The organism is Undibacterium sp. Ji83W, assembly GCF_049340385.1.
GTDB lineage: Bacteria > Pseudomonadota > Gammaproteobacteria > Burkholderiales > Burkholderiaceae_D > Undibacterium.
Genome location: NZ_JBMPOZ010000011.1, coordinates 132249 through 146828, shown reverse-complemented (window position 1 = coordinate 146828; position 14580 = coordinate 132249). Strand labels below are relative to the sequence as shown.

General features: G+C 49.1%; 20 protein-coding genes. 8 read left to right on the top strand and 12 right to left on the bottom strand.

The genetic code is table 11. From position 1 onward, the window contains the following. Positions 1-266: 266 nt before the first annotated feature. Positions 267-1067, top strand: coding sequence for a polysaccharide deacetylase family protein (locus ACO0LD_RS18730; protein WP_423009539.1), 801 nt, complete (start codon positions 267-269; stop codon positions 1065-1067). Between the two features lie 296 nt (positions 1068-1363). Here ACO0LD_RS18730 and ACO0LD_RS18725 read toward each other — a convergent pair whose 3' ends face one another. The 3 genes from ACO0LD_RS18725 to ACO0LD_RS18715 all read right to left on the bottom strand — a co-directional run bounded on the left by ACO0LD_RS18725 (position 1364) and on the right by ACO0LD_RS18715 (position 3230). Then, positions 1364-1771, bottom strand: a complete 408-nt coding sequence (locus ACO0LD_RS18725; protein WP_423009537.1) for a hypothetical protein — start codon at positions 1769-1771, stop codon at positions 1364-1366. Positions 1772-1821: 50 nt separating this feature from the next. Further along, positions 1822-2406 carry a suppressor of fused domain protein gene (locus ACO0LD_RS18720; protein WP_423009535.1) on the bottom strand — a complete coding sequence of 195 codons (585 nt, stop codon included), beginning with the start codon at positions 2404-2406 and terminating at the stop codon, positions 1822-1824. A 170-nt stretch (positions 2407-2576) separates the two neighbouring features. After that, positions 2577-3230: a TetR/AcrR family transcriptional regulator gene (locus ACO0LD_RS18715; protein WP_423009534.1), complete on the bottom strand. Its 654-nt coding sequence runs from the start codon at positions 3228-3230 to the stop codon at positions 2577-2579. Between the two features lie 182 nt (positions 3231-3412). On the opposite strand from ACO0LD_RS18715, the gene ACO0LD_RS18710 reads away from it, so the two are divergent. After that, on the top strand, positions 3413-3856 hold the full coding sequence (locus tag ACO0LD_RS18710; protein WP_423009532.1) for a hotdog fold domain-containing protein: 444 nt from the start codon (positions 3413-3415) through the stop codon (positions 3854-3856). Between the two features lie 174 nt (positions 3857-4030). On the opposite strand, the gene ACO0LD_RS18705 is transcribed toward ACO0LD_RS18710, so the two are convergent. Continuing rightward, a complete protein-coding gene (locus ACO0LD_RS18705; protein WP_423009530.1) occupies positions 4031-4492 on the bottom strand; it encodes a hypothetical protein in 462 nt (153 codons plus the stop codon). 163 nt (positions 4493-4655) lie between these two features. Here ACO0LD_RS18705 and ACO0LD_RS18700 point away from each other — a divergent pair, with 163 nt between their 5' ends. Further along, positions 4656-4910: a hypothetical protein gene (locus ACO0LD_RS18700; RefSeq protein WP_423009528.1), complete on the top strand. Its 255-nt coding sequence runs from the start codon at positions 4656-4658 to the stop codon at positions 4908-4910. A gap of 11 nt (positions 4911-4921) precedes the next feature. On the opposite strand, the gene ACO0LD_RS18695 is transcribed toward ACO0LD_RS18700, so the two are convergent. The 3 genes from ACO0LD_RS18695 to ACO0LD_RS18685 all read right to left on the bottom strand — a co-directional run bounded on the left by ACO0LD_RS18695 (position 4922) and on the right by ACO0LD_RS18685 (position 6854). After that, a complete protein-coding gene (locus ACO0LD_RS18695; RefSeq protein WP_423009526.1) occupies positions 4922-5521 on the bottom strand; it encodes a phosphatase PAP2 family protein in 600 nt (199 codons plus the stop codon). A gap of 128 nt (positions 5522-5649) precedes the next feature. Beyond that, positions 5650-6363 carry a hypothetical protein gene (locus tag ACO0LD_RS18690; RefSeq protein ID WP_423009524.1) on the bottom strand — a complete coding sequence of 238 codons (714 nt, stop codon included), beginning with the start codon at positions 6361-6363 and terminating at the stop codon, positions 5650-5652. Between the two features lie 101 nt (positions 6364-6464). Further along, positions 6465-6854, bottom strand: coding sequence for a hypothetical protein (locus tag ACO0LD_RS18685; protein ID WP_423009523.1), 390 nt, complete (start codon positions 6852-6854; stop codon positions 6465-6467). Positions 6855-7185: 331 nt separating this feature from the next. Between ACO0LD_RS18685 and ACO0LD_RS18680 the strand changes: the two genes are divergently transcribed. Beyond that, complete coding sequence (locus ACO0LD_RS18680; protein ID WP_423009522.1) at positions 7186-7647, top strand: cupin domain-containing protein; 462 nt, start codon at positions 7186-7188, stop codon at positions 7645-7647. Between the two features lie 170 nt (positions 7648-7817). Beyond that, entirely contained in the window at positions 7818-8321 is a 504-nt protein-coding gene (locus ACO0LD_RS18675; protein WP_423009520.1) for a DUF2199 domain-containing protein, read from the top strand. A 62-nt stretch (positions 8322-8383) separates the two neighbouring features. Here the strand turns inward: ACO0LD_RS18675 and ACO0LD_RS18670 are convergent, their stop codons facing one another. Further along, positions 8384-8797, bottom strand: a complete 414-nt coding sequence (locus ACO0LD_RS18670; RefSeq protein WP_423009518.1) for a hypothetical protein — start codon at positions 8795-8797, stop codon at positions 8384-8386. Positions 8798-9379: 582 nt separating this feature from the next. Here ACO0LD_RS18670 and ACO0LD_RS18665 point away from each other — a divergent pair. From ACO0LD_RS18665 to ACO0LD_RS18655, 3 genes are all read left to right on the top strand, one after another. Beyond that, complete coding sequence (locus tag ACO0LD_RS18665; RefSeq protein WP_423009516.1) at positions 9380-10585, top strand: hypothetical protein; 1206 nt, start codon at positions 9380-9382, stop codon at positions 10583-10585. 316 nt (positions 10586-10901) lie between these two features. Next, positions 10902-11156 (top strand): type II toxin-antitoxin system Phd/YefM family antitoxin, encoded by a 255-nt coding sequence (locus ACO0LD_RS18660; protein ID WP_423009514.1) that lies wholly within the window; start codon positions 10902-10904, stop codon positions 11154-11156. Next, positions 11146-11436, top strand: a complete 291-nt coding sequence (locus ACO0LD_RS18655; protein WP_423009512.1) for a type II toxin-antitoxin system RelE family toxin — start codon at positions 11146-11148, stop codon at positions 11434-11436. Before ACO0LD_RS18660 ends, ACO0LD_RS18655 begins: the two co-directional genes overlap by 11 nt. Positions 11437-11515: 79 nt before the next feature. Here ACO0LD_RS18655 and ACO0LD_RS18650 read toward each other — a convergent pair whose 3' ends face one another. The 4 genes from ACO0LD_RS18650 to ACO0LD_RS18635 all read right to left on the bottom strand — a co-directional run bounded on the left by ACO0LD_RS18650 (position 11516) and on the right by ACO0LD_RS18635 (position 14478). Beyond that, complete coding sequence (locus ACO0LD_RS18650) at positions 11516-12208, bottom strand: hypothetical protein (RefSeq protein ID WP_423009510.1); 693 nt, start codon at positions 12206-12208, stop codon at positions 11516-11518. Positions 12209-12282: 74 nt separating this feature from the next. Beyond that, a complete protein-coding gene (locus tag ACO0LD_RS18645; RefSeq protein WP_423009508.1) occupies positions 12283-12750 on the bottom strand; it encodes an SRPBCC family protein in 468 nt (155 codons plus the stop codon). Between the two features lie 310 nt (positions 12751-13060). Beyond that, a complete protein-coding gene (locus ACO0LD_RS18640) occupies positions 13061-13309 on the bottom strand; it encodes a hypothetical protein (RefSeq protein ID WP_423009506.1) in 249 nt (82 codons plus the stop codon). Between the two features lie 302 nt (positions 13310-13611). Next, entirely contained in the window at positions 13612-14478 is an 867-nt protein-coding gene (locus ACO0LD_RS18635) for a hypothetical protein (RefSeq protein WP_423009504.1), read from the bottom strand. Between the last annotated feature and the right edge of the window lie 102 nt (positions 14479-14580).

The following is a 14580-nucleotide window of genomic DNA, read 5'->3' as shown; positions in this document are numbered from 1 at the left end:
CGTTTTTGTTACCCTGAACCCGCTGACGCTCGCTCGCTACAGATCGCAAACAGGTTCGAAGACGTGCCTCGCTCTGCTCCCTGGCTTATCTGCCAGGTGATACAGCTCTTTGCAACGTGCATCCATACTAAAGCACGACGGCTGACGGGTCTGTACGTTGGCACACACTATCTACGTTCCTGTAGTTTTACCAAATGTAATTAAAGCTGCTTCTGGACAGCAATTACGTATACTCGCGGCTTATAGAAAAAATAAGTTTATTTAACATGATTTTTCGCATCAGCCGCCCTGCATGCTTTTCATTCTTCGTCGCTCTGGCCTGTATTGCCTGGGGCTCATCTGTGCTGGCCATGCCAGTAGAGGTGCACAACCGCATCGCTACGCCTGTTAGCACAAACAAAATCGCAGACAAAAAAGTGGCGCTGACGCTGGATGCCTGTTCGGGCAAGTTTGATGCAGAGTTGCTGGACTTCCTGATACGCAAGCGCATCCCCGCCACCATTTTTGTGACCAAGAAATGGCTGGATAAAAATCCTCAGGGCGTTGCCATCATCAAGGCCAACCTGGATTTGTTTGATGTCGAAGACCACGGTGAAAAACACATCCCCGCCATCATAGGCCCCGGCAGAAAAGTCTATGGACTGACGGGTGAACCCGACATCGCTGGCCTGCAACGCGAAGTCACAGAAGGTGCCAAAGCCATCACCAGCGCCATGGGCACGACGCCACAATGGTATCGCGGTGCCAGCGCCAAATATGACCCACAGGCGATGGATGAGATCAAGCGCATGGGTTACAAGATCGCTGGTTTCTCCTTGAATGCAGACCAGGGCGCGACGCTGCGCAAGCAAGCCATCATTAATCAATTCAAACGCCTGCAAGCCGGTGATGTGATCATTGCACACATGAATAAACCAGCATCCGACTCTGCCGAGGGCTTGGCAGTGGCACTGGCTGAGACCTTGAAGCAGGGTTTTGTATTCGTGAGGCTTGATCAGGTGGAGTTGCAGCGGGTGGACATGCAAAAGTTGCAGACTGCCAGGCGCAGTTTGGCCTCATCCAATTAATGAGATTGAGAATGAGACGCGCAAAAGATAATCGTAGAGCGCAATATATGTTCACCGTACGTGTGCGTCATGTACGGTACAAATCTTTTTCCCGAAACTTTGACATACCATGCGGCGCATTGCAATGCGCCCTACGTCACGGCGATGCCAAAAAGCGAAGCGCAATGGCATACCGGTCCTGATGTATTTCTTGTTTGATTTTCACAGCCTCCAACCTTCTTAGATATGATTGTTGAAAATGTCAATGCGTCCAGCCACATCATCCTGTAGGTTGCGTTGCAACGCAACCTACAGGGCTACATAGGCAGAGCAACACTTAGGTAACTCACGATACCAGCACTATCAAATGCAAGCACTACCTGAAGATTGCTTTCGCGCATAAAATATCGACTATCGGTTAGATGAAATTTGTCAGGCATCCCTAACAACTCGTGTACCTGTTGCTGCGACATGCCACTTTGTATCCCAAACGGCAGCACACTATAGTATGCCGAATAGAGTTTCGTCTTCTGAATAAAGAATTGAACATCAACCAAAAGGTGCTCTTCAAAAAGCAAGTCTGTCCCCTTTTCCTTTGAGCCAATGTAACGACAATATGGTGGCTCATCATACACATCGAGAAAATGATTAAGCGCAATGACTTGCAAGACATCGGGATCATTTTCATGCTTTCCCAGCAAAGAGATTAATTTGGATGACAGCATATTCAAGAATATAAATAAACGGTGCGTCGTAACGCCCCCTAAAGTACCCTTTACACGATAGATTTCCGATTCAAATCGAAAATATCGATATCTCGCTCAGAAAAAATTGCTTCCAATCTTGCAGACCCGAATTCCTGTGCAAAAGCGCTCTCTTCCCTAGAAACGGGTACGGCCAATAGCCAGGCAACATGGTGTTCATGCATGGTAACTGATTTGAAACGATCATCCCAAAGGAATGGATGGGCGAAGTAAATATCACTCATTGTGTCCGACAAGCCATACATGCTCAACACATCCGGAAAAATTATCCCGGGCGCGCAAAACCATTTTGAATTGATGACACAAAATGCGAGTGTCGCCAGGACATTACTAAAATCTGGGAAATTTGAGCCGCAAGCGCTGACAATCTCCACCCGCGTTTCAAATTCTTTTCCCTCATGTATCAATGGCCGCGCGGACAAGCCAACTGTCGCATAAGACGTAACACCAATTTGTGGGCGATCCGGTGCCTTCATGACATATATATCGCTTGTATGGTCGTCGTCCCAGAAATGAAAGATTGGCGGCTTATCGGCTTGAAATGCAAGGGCCGTATGCCTTGCAAGCTCTTTTTGATGGTTGGATATTTGTGTCATGCGGTCTGTGGCTTATGCCCATGAAATGTTGCTGTCAATTTGTGTAGGACACCTTTTATTTTTTGGACTCCGTATCGGCAACAAGCATAGCGTAATCCCAGGGATGTTGTACGTCAAACTGCTGAAATTATCGTGCAATCCCTGCGCTTGCATTTGTGCAATTTGTACGATTACGCTGCGCTAATCGTACCTACAGACGCTGCTGAGGTTACGGGTGCTAAAGAATTCCACGCCGCCTGCGTCAGGTGTTCGCGGTATTTTTTTGGTGAAGTACTTACCCGCGCCGACAACCAGGCGCGGCAATAATTTTCTGCCTGCCCTATCAATAGCGATGGCAACAAATCATCCGGTATGTGTTTGATCAAATCGCGCCTGCCGGGTGCTGCCCACCATGCGTGCATGTTTTTATTGCGAGTGCGGTTCCTGGCTGACAATTCATCTGCTTGCGGCCCTTTGGCGATCGCTGCCCGCGCCTGGTATTGAAAGCGCGCCAGCTCAGGCTGCTCTGTCACCCAGTCAACGTAGGCGCAGACAATTGCTGCCACTCCTTCTTGCGCCGTCTGGGCTTTGTCCAGATAGTCTGCCAGCAAGCGCGCCTGGTCTTCCAGCGCGCTAAAGAATAAGGCTGCCACCAGGCCTTCTTTGCTGCCAAAGTGGTGATAGATATTGCCGACGCTGGTGTCACAGTGCTGCTTGATGATGTCTATCGTGGTCAGGTCCAGGCCATGTTCATTAAAACATGCGAGGGCACCCAGCAGGATATCGCGCTTTAACTGCGCACGCCTGCCGGGGTAATTGCGTTCGAGGACGTCTGCTGTAGCCAAATCAATGCTGCCAAATAATGAGTAATAGAATCGTTCGATGGCGATGATACCGCAGCTCGCCCGCTAGTAAACCGCTTGACACAGAAAAATGTTCTAGAATAGTATTCCATTACAGAATTTAGTTCTATTTTAGAATATTATTCCAATTAAGTTTTTTCGTACACACAACAGGAGACAAGAAAATGAGTCAAGCGCTAGAGATGTTCAAACTCGGTGGCCCAGAGCAATTCAGCAAAATGGTGTGCCAGATGGCCCCCTACTTCAGCACCATCAACCCCACTATGACCGAGCTGCGCCCCGGCTATGCCGAAGCCAAAGTCCCCTTCCGCCGCGAAATCACCAATCACCTGGGCACCATCCATGCGATTGCCCTGTGCAATGCGGCAGAACTGGTGGCAGGCACGATGACTGATGTTTCCATCCCCGCAGGCGGGCGCTGGATACCAAAGGGCATGACAGTGGAATACCTGGCCAAAGCCAAGACCGATGTCACCGCAGTGGCAGATGGCAGCGGCCTGGACTGGAGCACCGCAGGCGACAAGATAGTCATCGTGGACGTGGTCGATGGCGGTGGGGTCAAGGTCTTCACGGCGCGCATTACCATGAATGTGAAGCTGGCGGAGTAAACAGACTGCGACATTTACTTTCGCCACCGCAGTGACGTAGGGAGCTTTGCAATGCGCCATACGTTTATCCATTTTCGATGGTTGCCGTGATCAAGTTGCAGGCTAGCTGCAGAGTGCGCTGCTACCTACCCTGCGCACTCTACAACTGGTGGTCAATTCAATAAAACCCGATCTTCACCGATAATCTATACGCGTAATGTCATTTACAGACCCACGGTACAGGTGGGCACGGGTATGCATATCGAATATGCCTTCTATCAATAAACGTTTGCGATTGAAGGCTGACTTCAGTTGTTTTTCTTTTTTTTTATAACGCCTGAAATCATTTTCTGTTTCCATCTGCCCTTCTTGTATGGACAGCCATACAGATTCGGCAGGTGAGCTGTCTTTGCTCAATTGCAGCGCAATGGTTTCGTCAGCAATCAAGATGTATCCGGTGACACTGATTTTCTTGCCGTGAAAGCGCTCAGGCGTGGTGATCAGATTAATGATGGAAACTGCATAGCGTTCGCATTGACTATCTGCAGCACGGCTATGGCAATAGAATTGATCAATATCCGCATCGCTGGCGTTTGCACTTGCCGCAACAGATGCAAGCATCAACATCAGTTTCAGACCTGGAATTTTCAAAGCCATTCCTCTTTCACATTTGAACTGGAACTTGATTCGCTCAAGAATTCCACTGGCAAGTATCCGACACATAGGCTTACTCTGCTAAACTAGATTATGGCACTATCATCTGCACAAGATGATATCTTTGACTGACGCTTGGCCCTTCTCCCGCTATTGGACATTCCCCATGGACTTCATACTGGAATTCTTTTTCGAAATCCTGTTTCAAGTGATCCTCTATGGTACGGGGCGCGTGCTGATTCCTGCACTGACTTTGGGTATCGTGCGTGGAGAAGGTTTCAAGGAAAGAAGGGTACCAGGCAACTCTTCTTACTGGCGCGATAAAAAAGGTCTGGTATTGAGCACCAATGCGACCATCTTTGTGGGCGTCTTGTTCTGGATAGGCGTTGCCATTGCAGCGGTGGTCTATTTCAATCGCTGATCAAGACAGGCTTACGCCCTGATCCAGCCTTTGGCAATAGGCCAGGCCAGCAGATAGCGGTAAAGTTTTTCTATTGCCTGCATGAACGGGCCACCCCATCTTGCCCATAAGGGTAACAGCAACAAATAGGCAAACAGCGATACCCCAAGAGCACCCAGCATATCCAGCGGGAAATGCACGCCCAGGAATATTCTTGACCATGCCACCGCAATACCCAAGATAGCAGTGAGTGCACCCAAGGCCAGCTCGCCCGTTAGCAACAGACAACAAGCCATGCTGGCAAAGACGATGCCATGGTCGCTGGGGAAAGAGGCATCGGCAGCATGCGGTATCCAGGTATGCCCCAGACCTATCATGAAGGGACGGGGATGCGGCCAGAATATAGCCAGCAACTGGCCAATACCCAAGGCAATGCAGCACACCAGAAACGCCCTGACTGCCAGCTGGCGACGCTCAGGCTGCCATAACCAGGCAAGCACAAGGGTCAACGGAATCAGGTAAATCAATACATCGGCGATAAACGTTGCGGAGCTGATCACACCAGCGCCAGTCTGCTCACCGGCATTCAATTGTAAAAACAGGCTACGGTTCAATACTTCCAGTGCATTCATCGGCTTTATCCGGTACAGGTTTCATGGCACATTATAAGACACTCACATGCAAACCGGCTTGCTTGCTGACTTGCTTGCCGACATAGGGCGAGCATATGCGAACGTATTCCAAGGGCTGCATGCAACACCTAGATCTTCCACACACTTTCGAGCATCGCATACCCTTGCGCATCATATTGTTTTAGCTCGGCATTTTGGTAGGGGTAGAAATCATTTTCACCAAAATAGGCTTCGCTGAGTTCTGCAAAATATTCACGGTGATTGCTGAGGGCGTAGGCTTCTTGCCGCGCTGGCTTATGGTCACGCGTGACCTGGCGGTATAGTCCGGCGGCTTTGGCATTTTCATAGGCGCGCAGGACCGCAGCATCGAGCTCTGGATGCTGGAAATGGTAGGCATGTGCCATTTCATGCAACAGCCCATAAGGCTGGCTGCGCACCAGGGTGGTAAATTCTTTCCAGTTGCAGATTTCTATATTGCCAGCAAACTCGACCGGGTAGCCATGTTCCTGCAGCCACTGGGCAGAGGGATGATGTTGGGCACCGAAGGCGCGATAAGTGCCGCTGGACACATAGATGCTGACGCCACGCAAACTGTTCTGCGCATGGACTGGCAATTTCGTGAGTTTGTTCAGTTGATCAGTCAGCGCACTGATGAAGGCAGCTCTGGACGCCGCATCTGCCGTCTGCAAACCCTGGTCGTACATCAGGGTCCAGCCATCGATCCGGGTTTTCTGGTAAGTGTTGGCGGCGCTGGCGGCGTCGACTTGGGACGACGCCAGCAAGAGCAATGCAGAGCTGAACAGCAGCGCCCGGCGGCGGCTGTTGATAAGGACGGATGGCATGAGATTAACAGGCTGATTTTGTCAGCCGAATTAGAGCATGCCAGGCTGCCATGGCGCAATAGCCAGCGCCATGATCTCATGCCGTAAGCGCAATTAGCGAATCAACGGCGATGCGGTGCCCAATAGCCTTCCCTGAAATGCCAGGAATGGCCAACCTGCTCCCAATGGTGCCCGACCCAGTAGTGACCAGAGCGTGGTGCCGACCAGTAACCCCGGTGCCAGACATGGCGGCCACCTTCCCAGAACCAGGCGCCACCTATCCAGATATAATCAGGGCTGGGTGCCACACCGATCACTTCAGCATAAGGTGCAGGTGGTGCTGTTTCTACCACGACAACACCAGGGGCATACCCTGGCTGTGCATACACAGGCTGGGGTTGCGTATATACAGGCTGGGGTTGCGCATGATAATAAGGGCGTGGGGCGACCACGCAGCCAGTCAATGCGGCGGCAGCAGCGATTGCCGTCAGGCCAAGTGCGATTTTTTTCATAATGTTCTCCAGATCAATTTCCGCAGCATGCGGCGGACAAGCACGGTGCATGCTTGCTATGTAGGGGTGATAACGGCCATCGCAAAGACTCTGTTGACCGGGTTTTGTAATGATTTGTAGCAGACAATTGCAAGCTGGCAGCGCTGGTAAGCAAATGAAACCACAGCCCTGCCTGCAAACACCTGGCAATACCGCCATGACAACGGAAATTGCTTGCCCGGCATGGCTTTGTATTGCACACTTTACGTCCTGAGCTACCCATATCACTTGTTCCTATCACCAGCCCAATTATCACGACCAATTATCACGACATCAACAACCTGGAGACATCATGCGCATCAACAAAACTTCTGCCATTGCCGCCGCCTTTTTTGCTGGCCTGGTGGCTTCACCACTGATACAACATGCCGTCAGCGATGCCCGTGCCGATGCACCAGCCCTGTCTGCCACCATCATTGATTTACTGGCCATCAAACATGATGACTTGCCCAAAACCGGCAATGCCGACTTGAATGCGCGCGCCCTGGTCATTACCGACCATGCCACCGTCGGCATACAATCAGGCAATGTCGCCAAACACATGCACCCCCAAACCGATGAAATCCAGTACATCATCGAAGGTAGCGGCAGCATGTGGCTGGGTACAGAACGCAAAGACTTCAAACCCGGCAGCCTGATCATCATCCCCAAAGGCACAGCCCATGCTGGCAGCATCGTCAGCAATGGCCCGGTCAAAGCCATCGCCATCAAGATACCACCTCAGGGCAAGACGGATACGGTGTTTGTGGATTGATGAGCGTAAAGCTATTGGCAGTAAAAAGACGACAATCAGTAGGGTGCGCCGCGCGCACCGCTTTCACCACAGATCAGGTCATTGGATAGCATAAGGCTTACTGAAGCTTGAACGGTGCGCACGGCGCACCCTACCGCCTCTTTCACGCATCTACAAATAACAGGAAAAAAATGTCCACCGGTTTTACATGCGCCACATGTGGTGCATTCCATGAAGGCTACCCCATGTGTTATGGGCCGTCTGCACCAGAACTCTGGTACACCATACCCGAAGAGGAACGTGAATCGCGTTGTGACTTGTCATCCGACCAGTGCGTCATCGATGACAAGTACTTTTTCGTACTCGGTCGTGTCGAAATCCCCATCATCGAGACCGGCGAAGAATTCGTCTGGCTGGCCTGGGTATCGCTGAGTGAAAAGAATTTCGAACGTGCCTGTGAATTATGGGAAACAGAAGGCCGCGAAGCCGAGCCGCCCTGCTTTGCCTGGTTTTCATCTGCCCTGCCGTATGAAAAAACCACCCCGCATCTGGAAGCTATACTGCACACCAGGCCACTGGGCGAGCGGCCAGCGATAGAACTACAGGAATGCGATCATCCACTTTATGCTCAGCAAAGGCAGGGTATGTCGTTGGCAGAGTTGCAGGCTTTGACTGAGCGGCTGGTTCATGGCTAGGGAGCAGGGGAAAAATCGATATACGTGATATGGATACAAGCCCGGTAGTGATGGTATGAATGTCAGACCCGCCCTTCCCCCTCAATTGCCACCCATTTAACGTAAATCTCTCCGGGCAAATAAGAAAAGCTGGCTCTGTAGTAAGCACGATTTGCCGGGTCAGTCTTGAGCTGGTCGCCAATCATGGCTGTGATGGTTTCATGTCGGTCGCGCTCAGATGGCAGGGCTGGGTGGCTATCTTGTGCCACCTCGTCGCGTTTGTATGCGACCTCCCACCGCAGCCATATCTGCCAATCCTCAAGAACCAGAGCAAGCAAATCGGGGCGTATAGGTGACAGGAAAAATTGATCGCCGTACTCGTCAGCGCTATGGTCGAATTCTGCCTCGTAGATATGAGCAACGCCATTTAAGCAGGCAATGCCAAGGCGAGGCCCGTCATAGTAATCATTCACAGTCAGTACGCGGTCAAGGTGCATGAAATTCCATGTGTTTTCTCGTATTTTGCAATGATAATCTTCGGTCATAGTTTGCGTACAACTGCTAATCCAGTCAGGCTAAATCCTAATCAAGATCAAATGATCTTCTTCGCTGCAGTACATACCAAGCAAGATGTATTTCAATATCTTGCATCACAATTAGTAAGCTTGGCAAAGGGATAATCGTAGGGCGCAATATATTGCGCCGCATGTGTACATTATCCACGGTGTGAATATTTCCCCCGAAAATTGGGGAGACATGCGGCACATTGCAATACGCCTCACGTTACGACCACGTCACAGCGATGGCTTGAATATGAGCCAATTGCCTGCATGTCAGCTTGCTGGACCAGCGCGATATGGTTCTGCAAGCCGTATTAACTTACAGCTTGCCAGCTAACTTCGAACCGCCCCCATCGTCAAATGACTTCGCTTATTCACCTTGCCCCAAACTTCCTCCAACTTTTTCTCACCAGGCAGCAAAATCGTTGCATAATTGCTACCGCGCAATTGCTTGCTCACTTAAGCAAGATCAGCGACAAAAAAAGTGAACCAAAAGTTCACGCAAAATACGGAGACCTTATGAATAAAAAAATCGCAAGCGTATTGGTAGTCAGTTTATTAGGATCGATGTTGGCAGCTTGCGGTGGTGGCTCAGGTGGCAGCGACAGCAATGCACAAAACTCCAACAGTCAAAACCAGATCAGTACTAGCCTCGTGCCTGTGATATTGCCCGGGCCGGTTCCAGCAGATTCCCCTCCTCCGCCAACCGGTGCCCCTTACGCGATGTCATTGGCGATCCCGCCACGCCACCAGTGGAATGCCAATTACGGCTATTGCGGCGAAACCGCCTTCATCAGTGCCGGTTTATATTACGGTCAGTATGTATCGCAATACACGGCACGCGCCGCCGCAACACCGGGCCTGAGCCAAACCGACGTCAACAGCCAGTTGCTCGTTGCCGTCAATGACCTGACGGCAGCAGCCAATATGCACCTGACTGCCGTTGAATGGAATGGGCAAGCAAACACCATCACCACCAACCAGTACCTGGCCTGGATCAAGGGCTATGTGCTGGCAGGCTATCCGGTGATCATGGGCATCTATGTTAACTGGTATGAGCCAGATGGCAATCCGTTGGCAGGTTTTTCCAGCTACGATCATATCGTACCGGTCAATGGCATAGCCTCCAACCACCCTTTGGTGCCGGGATTTAACCAGACTTATTACCCCGACGATATTTTGCAGCTCAGCGACAACAGCGGCACTAACAATGTCAACTACCCCAATCAGTTTACTGCTCCACCGATTGCGGCTGCTTATTTGTTCCAATATGGTTTCGACAAGTTCCAGATGACGCGTTTGCAGGCTAACGCCCAAACTGCGCCGCCGTATTCGCTTGCCTTGCATACCAACGTCAACAATCAAAATTCAGCCGTCGCGATCACTGGTGTCATCGATCTGAATAAGGAAACCGTTCCGGTGCGTCTGGCAACCGACCTGAATTACGAAAACCCGGCAATGAGCAAAGGTTCGAATACTCCACCAACAGCAGCACCATTGACATTGACCGCGACCGTCTACGGCTTGACCGCCGGGGTCAAATACAATGTGTATCAGTACAATTCGCTGGCGGCTATCCCCAATTCCTCCTTCAACGCCAATGCTGCTGCAGCCGCGCAGATCTTTACTTTCACCGCCACGGATTCCACCTATGTGCTGCCACCAGTAAAAATCATGTCGAACCAGACAGTAGCTTTCCGCGCGGTGCCAGCAACAGCGCGTTAAAGCAGGGTTTTGAAGTCGCGCATGAGTCAGCAATGAATTGATACAGGAAACGGTGTTGGCACGTATCCAGATGCACTTATCAACACACGCCTGTATCAATCAATTCCCCTGCTGCGTGAACGCTATGTTTTTGCTATTAGTGGAAAAAATGCTTTTAAGGGCAAAAACAGAATAAAATAACTATTATTATGACCTTAATAAAGCATATAATAATGTGTCATTTATTAAAATACCTAATACCTAATACCTTAGCATACCGACTCTGATACCGACTCTGATACCGACTTTAATACCGACTTTAATACCGAAAACCTATATGACAATGACAAATGCAATCTATGCTAATGCTACCGTGAGCATTACCGAGCTTCGTCGCAACCCTGGGGCTGTGATTGAAGAAGCAGGTCTTGAGCCGGTAGCCATTCTTAACCATAACCGTGCGACCGCTTACCTGGTTCCTGCGGATGCTTTTGAAATCATGATGGAAAAGCTGGAAGATATCGATCTGGCGGAACTGGTGAGAAAGCGTCGGCACGGCAAGACCGTGAAAGTTTCTTTGGATGACCTATAAACTTGAGTTTAATGAGGCTGCGCTGAAAGAATGGAAGAAGCTTGACTCAACTATTCAGGCGCAATTTAAAAAACATTTAACCAAACGATTGCAACAGCCACATGTCCCAGCCGCCAGACTCAGTGGCGCGGACATGAAAAACGCCTACAAGATCAAGCTACGCGACAGCGGTTACAGGCTGGTGTACGAAGTCAACGACAACACTATCACTGTATTAGTTTTGGCCGTTGGTCGGCGGGACAAAAACCAGGCGTATGAAGCTGCAAGACAAAGGAAGTAAAAAAAAAAGCGACATTGATGATGAATCGATGCCGCTTTTGCTTTAAAGATTGCGATTCAAGAGCAGGTGTCTATTCAGCTCAATAGACCACACCTATCTCGGCAATCGGCCCCCGAAACGCACTGGCAAGGTCATTGACAAAATCACGTGTAGGCAGTTGGCGTAACTGGTCGCAAAAGCCCGGCAAGCTTTTACCAAAGTCCAGCATGACAGCGCCGCGCCAATAGCCGGCATAATCGCTCCAGTCATACAGCTCCGGGAAATTTTTACCCAAATGAATGCGCATCTCAGGCGCGCCTGAATACTTCCCGTGGACCAGGTAGGCATAAAAGGTTTTTGAAACCGGCCAGGGAATTGCATCGAGGCTATGCACAAAACCAATACACTCCTGGTCGGGTGCAGGTGAAATCTGTTCAAAATAACAGTATTCGTCAGACTGCTGGATGCGGATATCATTGCCAGCGACAACAATGATTTTTGAAATGTAGTGGTCCTCATCCTCTACGGTATCGTAGTAGCACCGCCCGGCGATGTCTGCTACAGGCTTGCCGCTGGCGCCATCACCGTAGACAACCGCCTGGCCAGCGCCCGGCATAAAGCCGGGAATGGTTTTTTCTGACGATTCTTTCATCGTCGATAAATCAAACACCATAGTCGGCGTATTGATCAGCGACCATTTATACAAGACCGCATCGACACGTGCCAGAGTATCCGCCGCTGGCAGCCAGTCCTTGTCATTAACGACCAAAAAATGCCGGTATTCCACGCCCATCTTATGTTCCCCTAAAAAGTAGGCATTAGTGTACTTGCTTTCGCATTATGCGGGTACCAAAGGGAACCCAAGAGTCATGGCCGCTTTTCGAGATTTTGCTGCAGGCGTTTTATACCAACAGCCGCCCTTTTGCGTAATACACTCCTGAATAAATGCAAGAGCGTGGACTTGAATAGAAAGCCATCGTTGCGACTGAACATGCGCCATGTGACGCTACAGGATTCAGCACCCGTTGCCAGAAAGCGTATCTCCATTCGTGGCATCAAAGGCGCGAACTCACCTTCAGTAATAAACACTTTGCCAAATTCAGCCTCCTTGACACAGATTTTAATTTTTCTCTTGCCTTTGAGAGGGACTACGATTGTTTCCAGGTATTCCTTACCGCGCTGGCCATGCTCAAGTGTGTTGGCTGACTCTATCGATAAAACGCCAGGAAACCACTCAGCAAAATGCTCAAGATTTGTCGCGTATTGATACGTGGCCTCTACAGATTTGGCGATGGTTATAGTTTGTTCAGTAAGTAGTTGCAATACAATCTCCATTTTGAAATCTAACGAGGCTGGAAAAAATATCGCACACTTGGTTACAGCACGATTTTCGGTGATACGGTAAGAGACAATCTTTGAAGGACGCGACGATGCATATATGCGTCAACATCAAAACACCACAGCACCGGCAGTGAAGAGTTGTCAGACTGGTCAATGACGGCGTCACCTGTGCGCGGGTGCGCTAAAGCGATTATATATTGACAATTTAAAATGCAGCCTTTACCTGCGCAGGCTACTCCTCACATTCCAGGCTCTATCTCTACTTTGCCATTTTTTTTCTGCACCTTCACTATCGGACCTGATGCTACGGGACGATTTGGTTCTGTTCCTTCACATCCAAAAACCCACTCCTTCTTTCTTCAATTAACGTGCAAGAAAAAAGTTCTGCTTTTTTATGCGAATATCTAACAAGCGCATCAATCGAAATTTTCTCGGCGTCCTTTAACGTTTGAACCTTTTTATTTTTAATGTCGCCATCTCTAGTTAACACTTGACCGGGCAACATAAAAATTCCAACGAAGAAAAACACAAAGATATATTTTGCAGAACTCATTTATAAAGACTCTCCCATTTTTTTATTTTCCCTATGAGTCATACTTAGTCCCCGACAATGACACTCAAATTGATACTATTGTCCAGAAAGGTTCACCCTACAAAGGGCGATTAGTGTAACGTAATCGCACATCTGTCCATCACGGGCATCTGTAGAAAATTGCCTTGCGAAATGCAACATCATTTCAGACATATGCGAGAAAATTCCGGATGAAGGGAATGGTGTATATCTCGTTGAGAATGTGTGCGATTACGCGCTGCAAATCACATCCACGCACTGAATTGAATTTATTAAAAAGCCCCTTAAAAATCACCGAAAATATTAACGTCTGCACCTATCTTGTCTACAACACGCTGTTTCAATTCCAGAGCATTCTTGGGGTAAGAATAACTTGCTATTCCCTTTACCCCATATTTCTCTAAAATCCCGCGATCAGGGAAGTAGGCCAGATTCGATGCTGCGCTCTCCCTCCTCATCTCTATTTTAATATCTGCTTTGATGCCAGCTTTTGCCAGGCCTATGGCTTTTTCTTGTGCCGCGTCGATATCGTCTATTTGATATTCCCATCGATTGTCGCTGGTGATGAGTACCACTGTCCCGGTTACTTTTGGTTCTCTTTTTTCTTTCAAAATCACTGGCTTCAGTTTCTCATCAATCTCTTTAAACAGATCGCCATTGACGTTGATGGATCTTAAAAATTCCAGTTCCAGAATCCCTATTTTCTTGAAAGCCTCTTGTGGTCCATTATTGGATAAGTCCATACTTTTCAATTTCCCGTTCTGAAATTGGCTAATGTCCTCTGGCGAGAGCACGGTACTTACTGAACCATGGAAACCCAAAAAAGCCCCCGGCTCCAGAACTTTACTTTGTGCTGCGAGAAATAAATAATTAGCACAAGATGAAAGACAGGCAGACTCTACGACAAGTTGAATATTCCTTTGTCGAATCTCATTCGCCATTAACATGGCTTCTTCCGCGTTACCACCTGGTGAGTTAACCTTTAGTCGCTCAGTTTCTGGTGTGAGGTGGGTCAATAAATCCTTATGGCTTCCGCGAACAATATCTCCGTCATATTGAACAGTTTTTGCATCAATATTCTTTATCGTGTATTCAGGTTCTGCCGCAAACGCTACAGACGAAAAGGCCAGCAAGATTAATAGTGGTTTCATTTTTTCACTTATTATTCAAAATTAGGTACAAGCGCTGAAATTGCCATAGCCCGGAAGAAGGCCCATGCATCAATTAGCTGGCGCAGCACTAGCCTCACAGCG

Excerpts from the sequence above, each read along its gene's own strand:
- ACO0LD_RS18640 (WP_423009506.1), bottom strand. The coding sequence starts at position 13,309 with ATGAGTTCTGCAAAATATATCTTTGTGTTTTTCTTCGTTGGAATTTTT.
- ACO0LD_RS18660 (WP_423009514.1), top strand. The coding sequence starts at position 10,902 with ATGACAATGACAAATGCAATCTATGCTAATGCTACCGTGAGCATTACC.
- ACO0LD_RS18725 (WP_423009537.1), bottom strand. The coding sequence starts at position 1,771 with ATGCTGTCATCCAAATTAATCTCTTTGCTGGGAAAGCATGAAAATGAT.
- ACO0LD_RS18655 (WP_423009512.1), top strand. The coding sequence starts at position 11,146 with ATGACCTATAAACTTGAGTTTAATGAGGCTGCGCTGAAAGAATGGAAG.
- ACO0LD_RS18720 (WP_423009535.1), bottom strand. The coding sequence starts at position 2,406 with ATGACACAAATATCCAACCATCAAAAAGAGCTTGCAAGGCATACGGCC.
- ACO0LD_RS18685 (WP_423009523.1), bottom strand. The coding sequence starts at position 6,854 with ATGAAAAAAATCGCACTTGGCCTGACGGCAATCGCTGCTGCCGCCGCA.
- ACO0LD_RS18710 (WP_423009532.1), top strand. The coding sequence starts at position 3,413 with ATGAGTCAAGCGCTAGAGATGTTCAAACTCGGTGGCCCAGAGCAATTC.
- ACO0LD_RS18650 (WP_423009510.1), bottom strand. The coding sequence starts at position 12,208 with ATGGGCGTGGAATACCGGCATTTTTTGGTCGTTAATGACAAGGACTGG.
- ACO0LD_RS18705 (WP_423009530.1), bottom strand. The coding sequence starts at position 4,492 with ATGGCTTTGAAAATTCCAGGTCTGAAACTGATGTTGATGCTTGCATCT.
- ACO0LD_RS18730 (WP_423009539.1), top strand. The coding sequence starts at position 267 with ATGATTTTTCGCATCAGCCGCCCTGCATGCTTTTCATTCTTCGTCGCT.
- ACO0LD_RS18700 (WP_423009528.1), top strand. The coding sequence starts at position 4,656 with ATGGACTTCATACTGGAATTCTTTTTCGAAATCCTGTTTCAAGTGATC.
- ACO0LD_RS18675 (WP_423009520.1), top strand. The coding sequence starts at position 7,818 with ATGTCCACCGGTTTTACATGCGCCACATGTGGTGCATTCCATGAAGGC.
- ACO0LD_RS18645 (WP_423009508.1), bottom strand. The coding sequence starts at position 12,750 with ATGGAGATTGTATTGCAACTACTTACTGAACAAACTATAACCATCGCC.
- ACO0LD_RS18690 (WP_423009524.1), bottom strand. The coding sequence starts at position 6,363 with ATGCCATCCGTCCTTATCAACAGCCGCCGCCGGGCGCTGCTGTTCAGC.
- ACO0LD_RS18670 (WP_423009518.1), bottom strand. The coding sequence starts at position 8,797 with ATGCACCTTGACCGCGTACTGACTGTGAATGATTACTATGACGGGCCT.
- ACO0LD_RS18635 (WP_423009504.1), bottom strand. The coding sequence starts at position 14,478 with ATGAAACCACTATTAATCTTGCTGGCCTTTTCGTCTGTAGCGTTTGCG.
- ACO0LD_RS18695 (WP_423009526.1), bottom strand. The coding sequence starts at position 5,521 with ATGAATGCACTGGAAGTATTGAACCGTAGCCTGTTTTTACAATTGAAT.
- ACO0LD_RS18680 (WP_423009522.1), top strand. The coding sequence starts at position 7,186 with ATGCGCATCAACAAAACTTCTGCCATTGCCGCCGCCTTTTTTGCTGGC.
- ACO0LD_RS18665 (WP_423009516.1), top strand. The coding sequence starts at position 9,380 with ATGAATAAAAAAATCGCAAGCGTATTGGTAGTCAGTTTATTAGGATCG.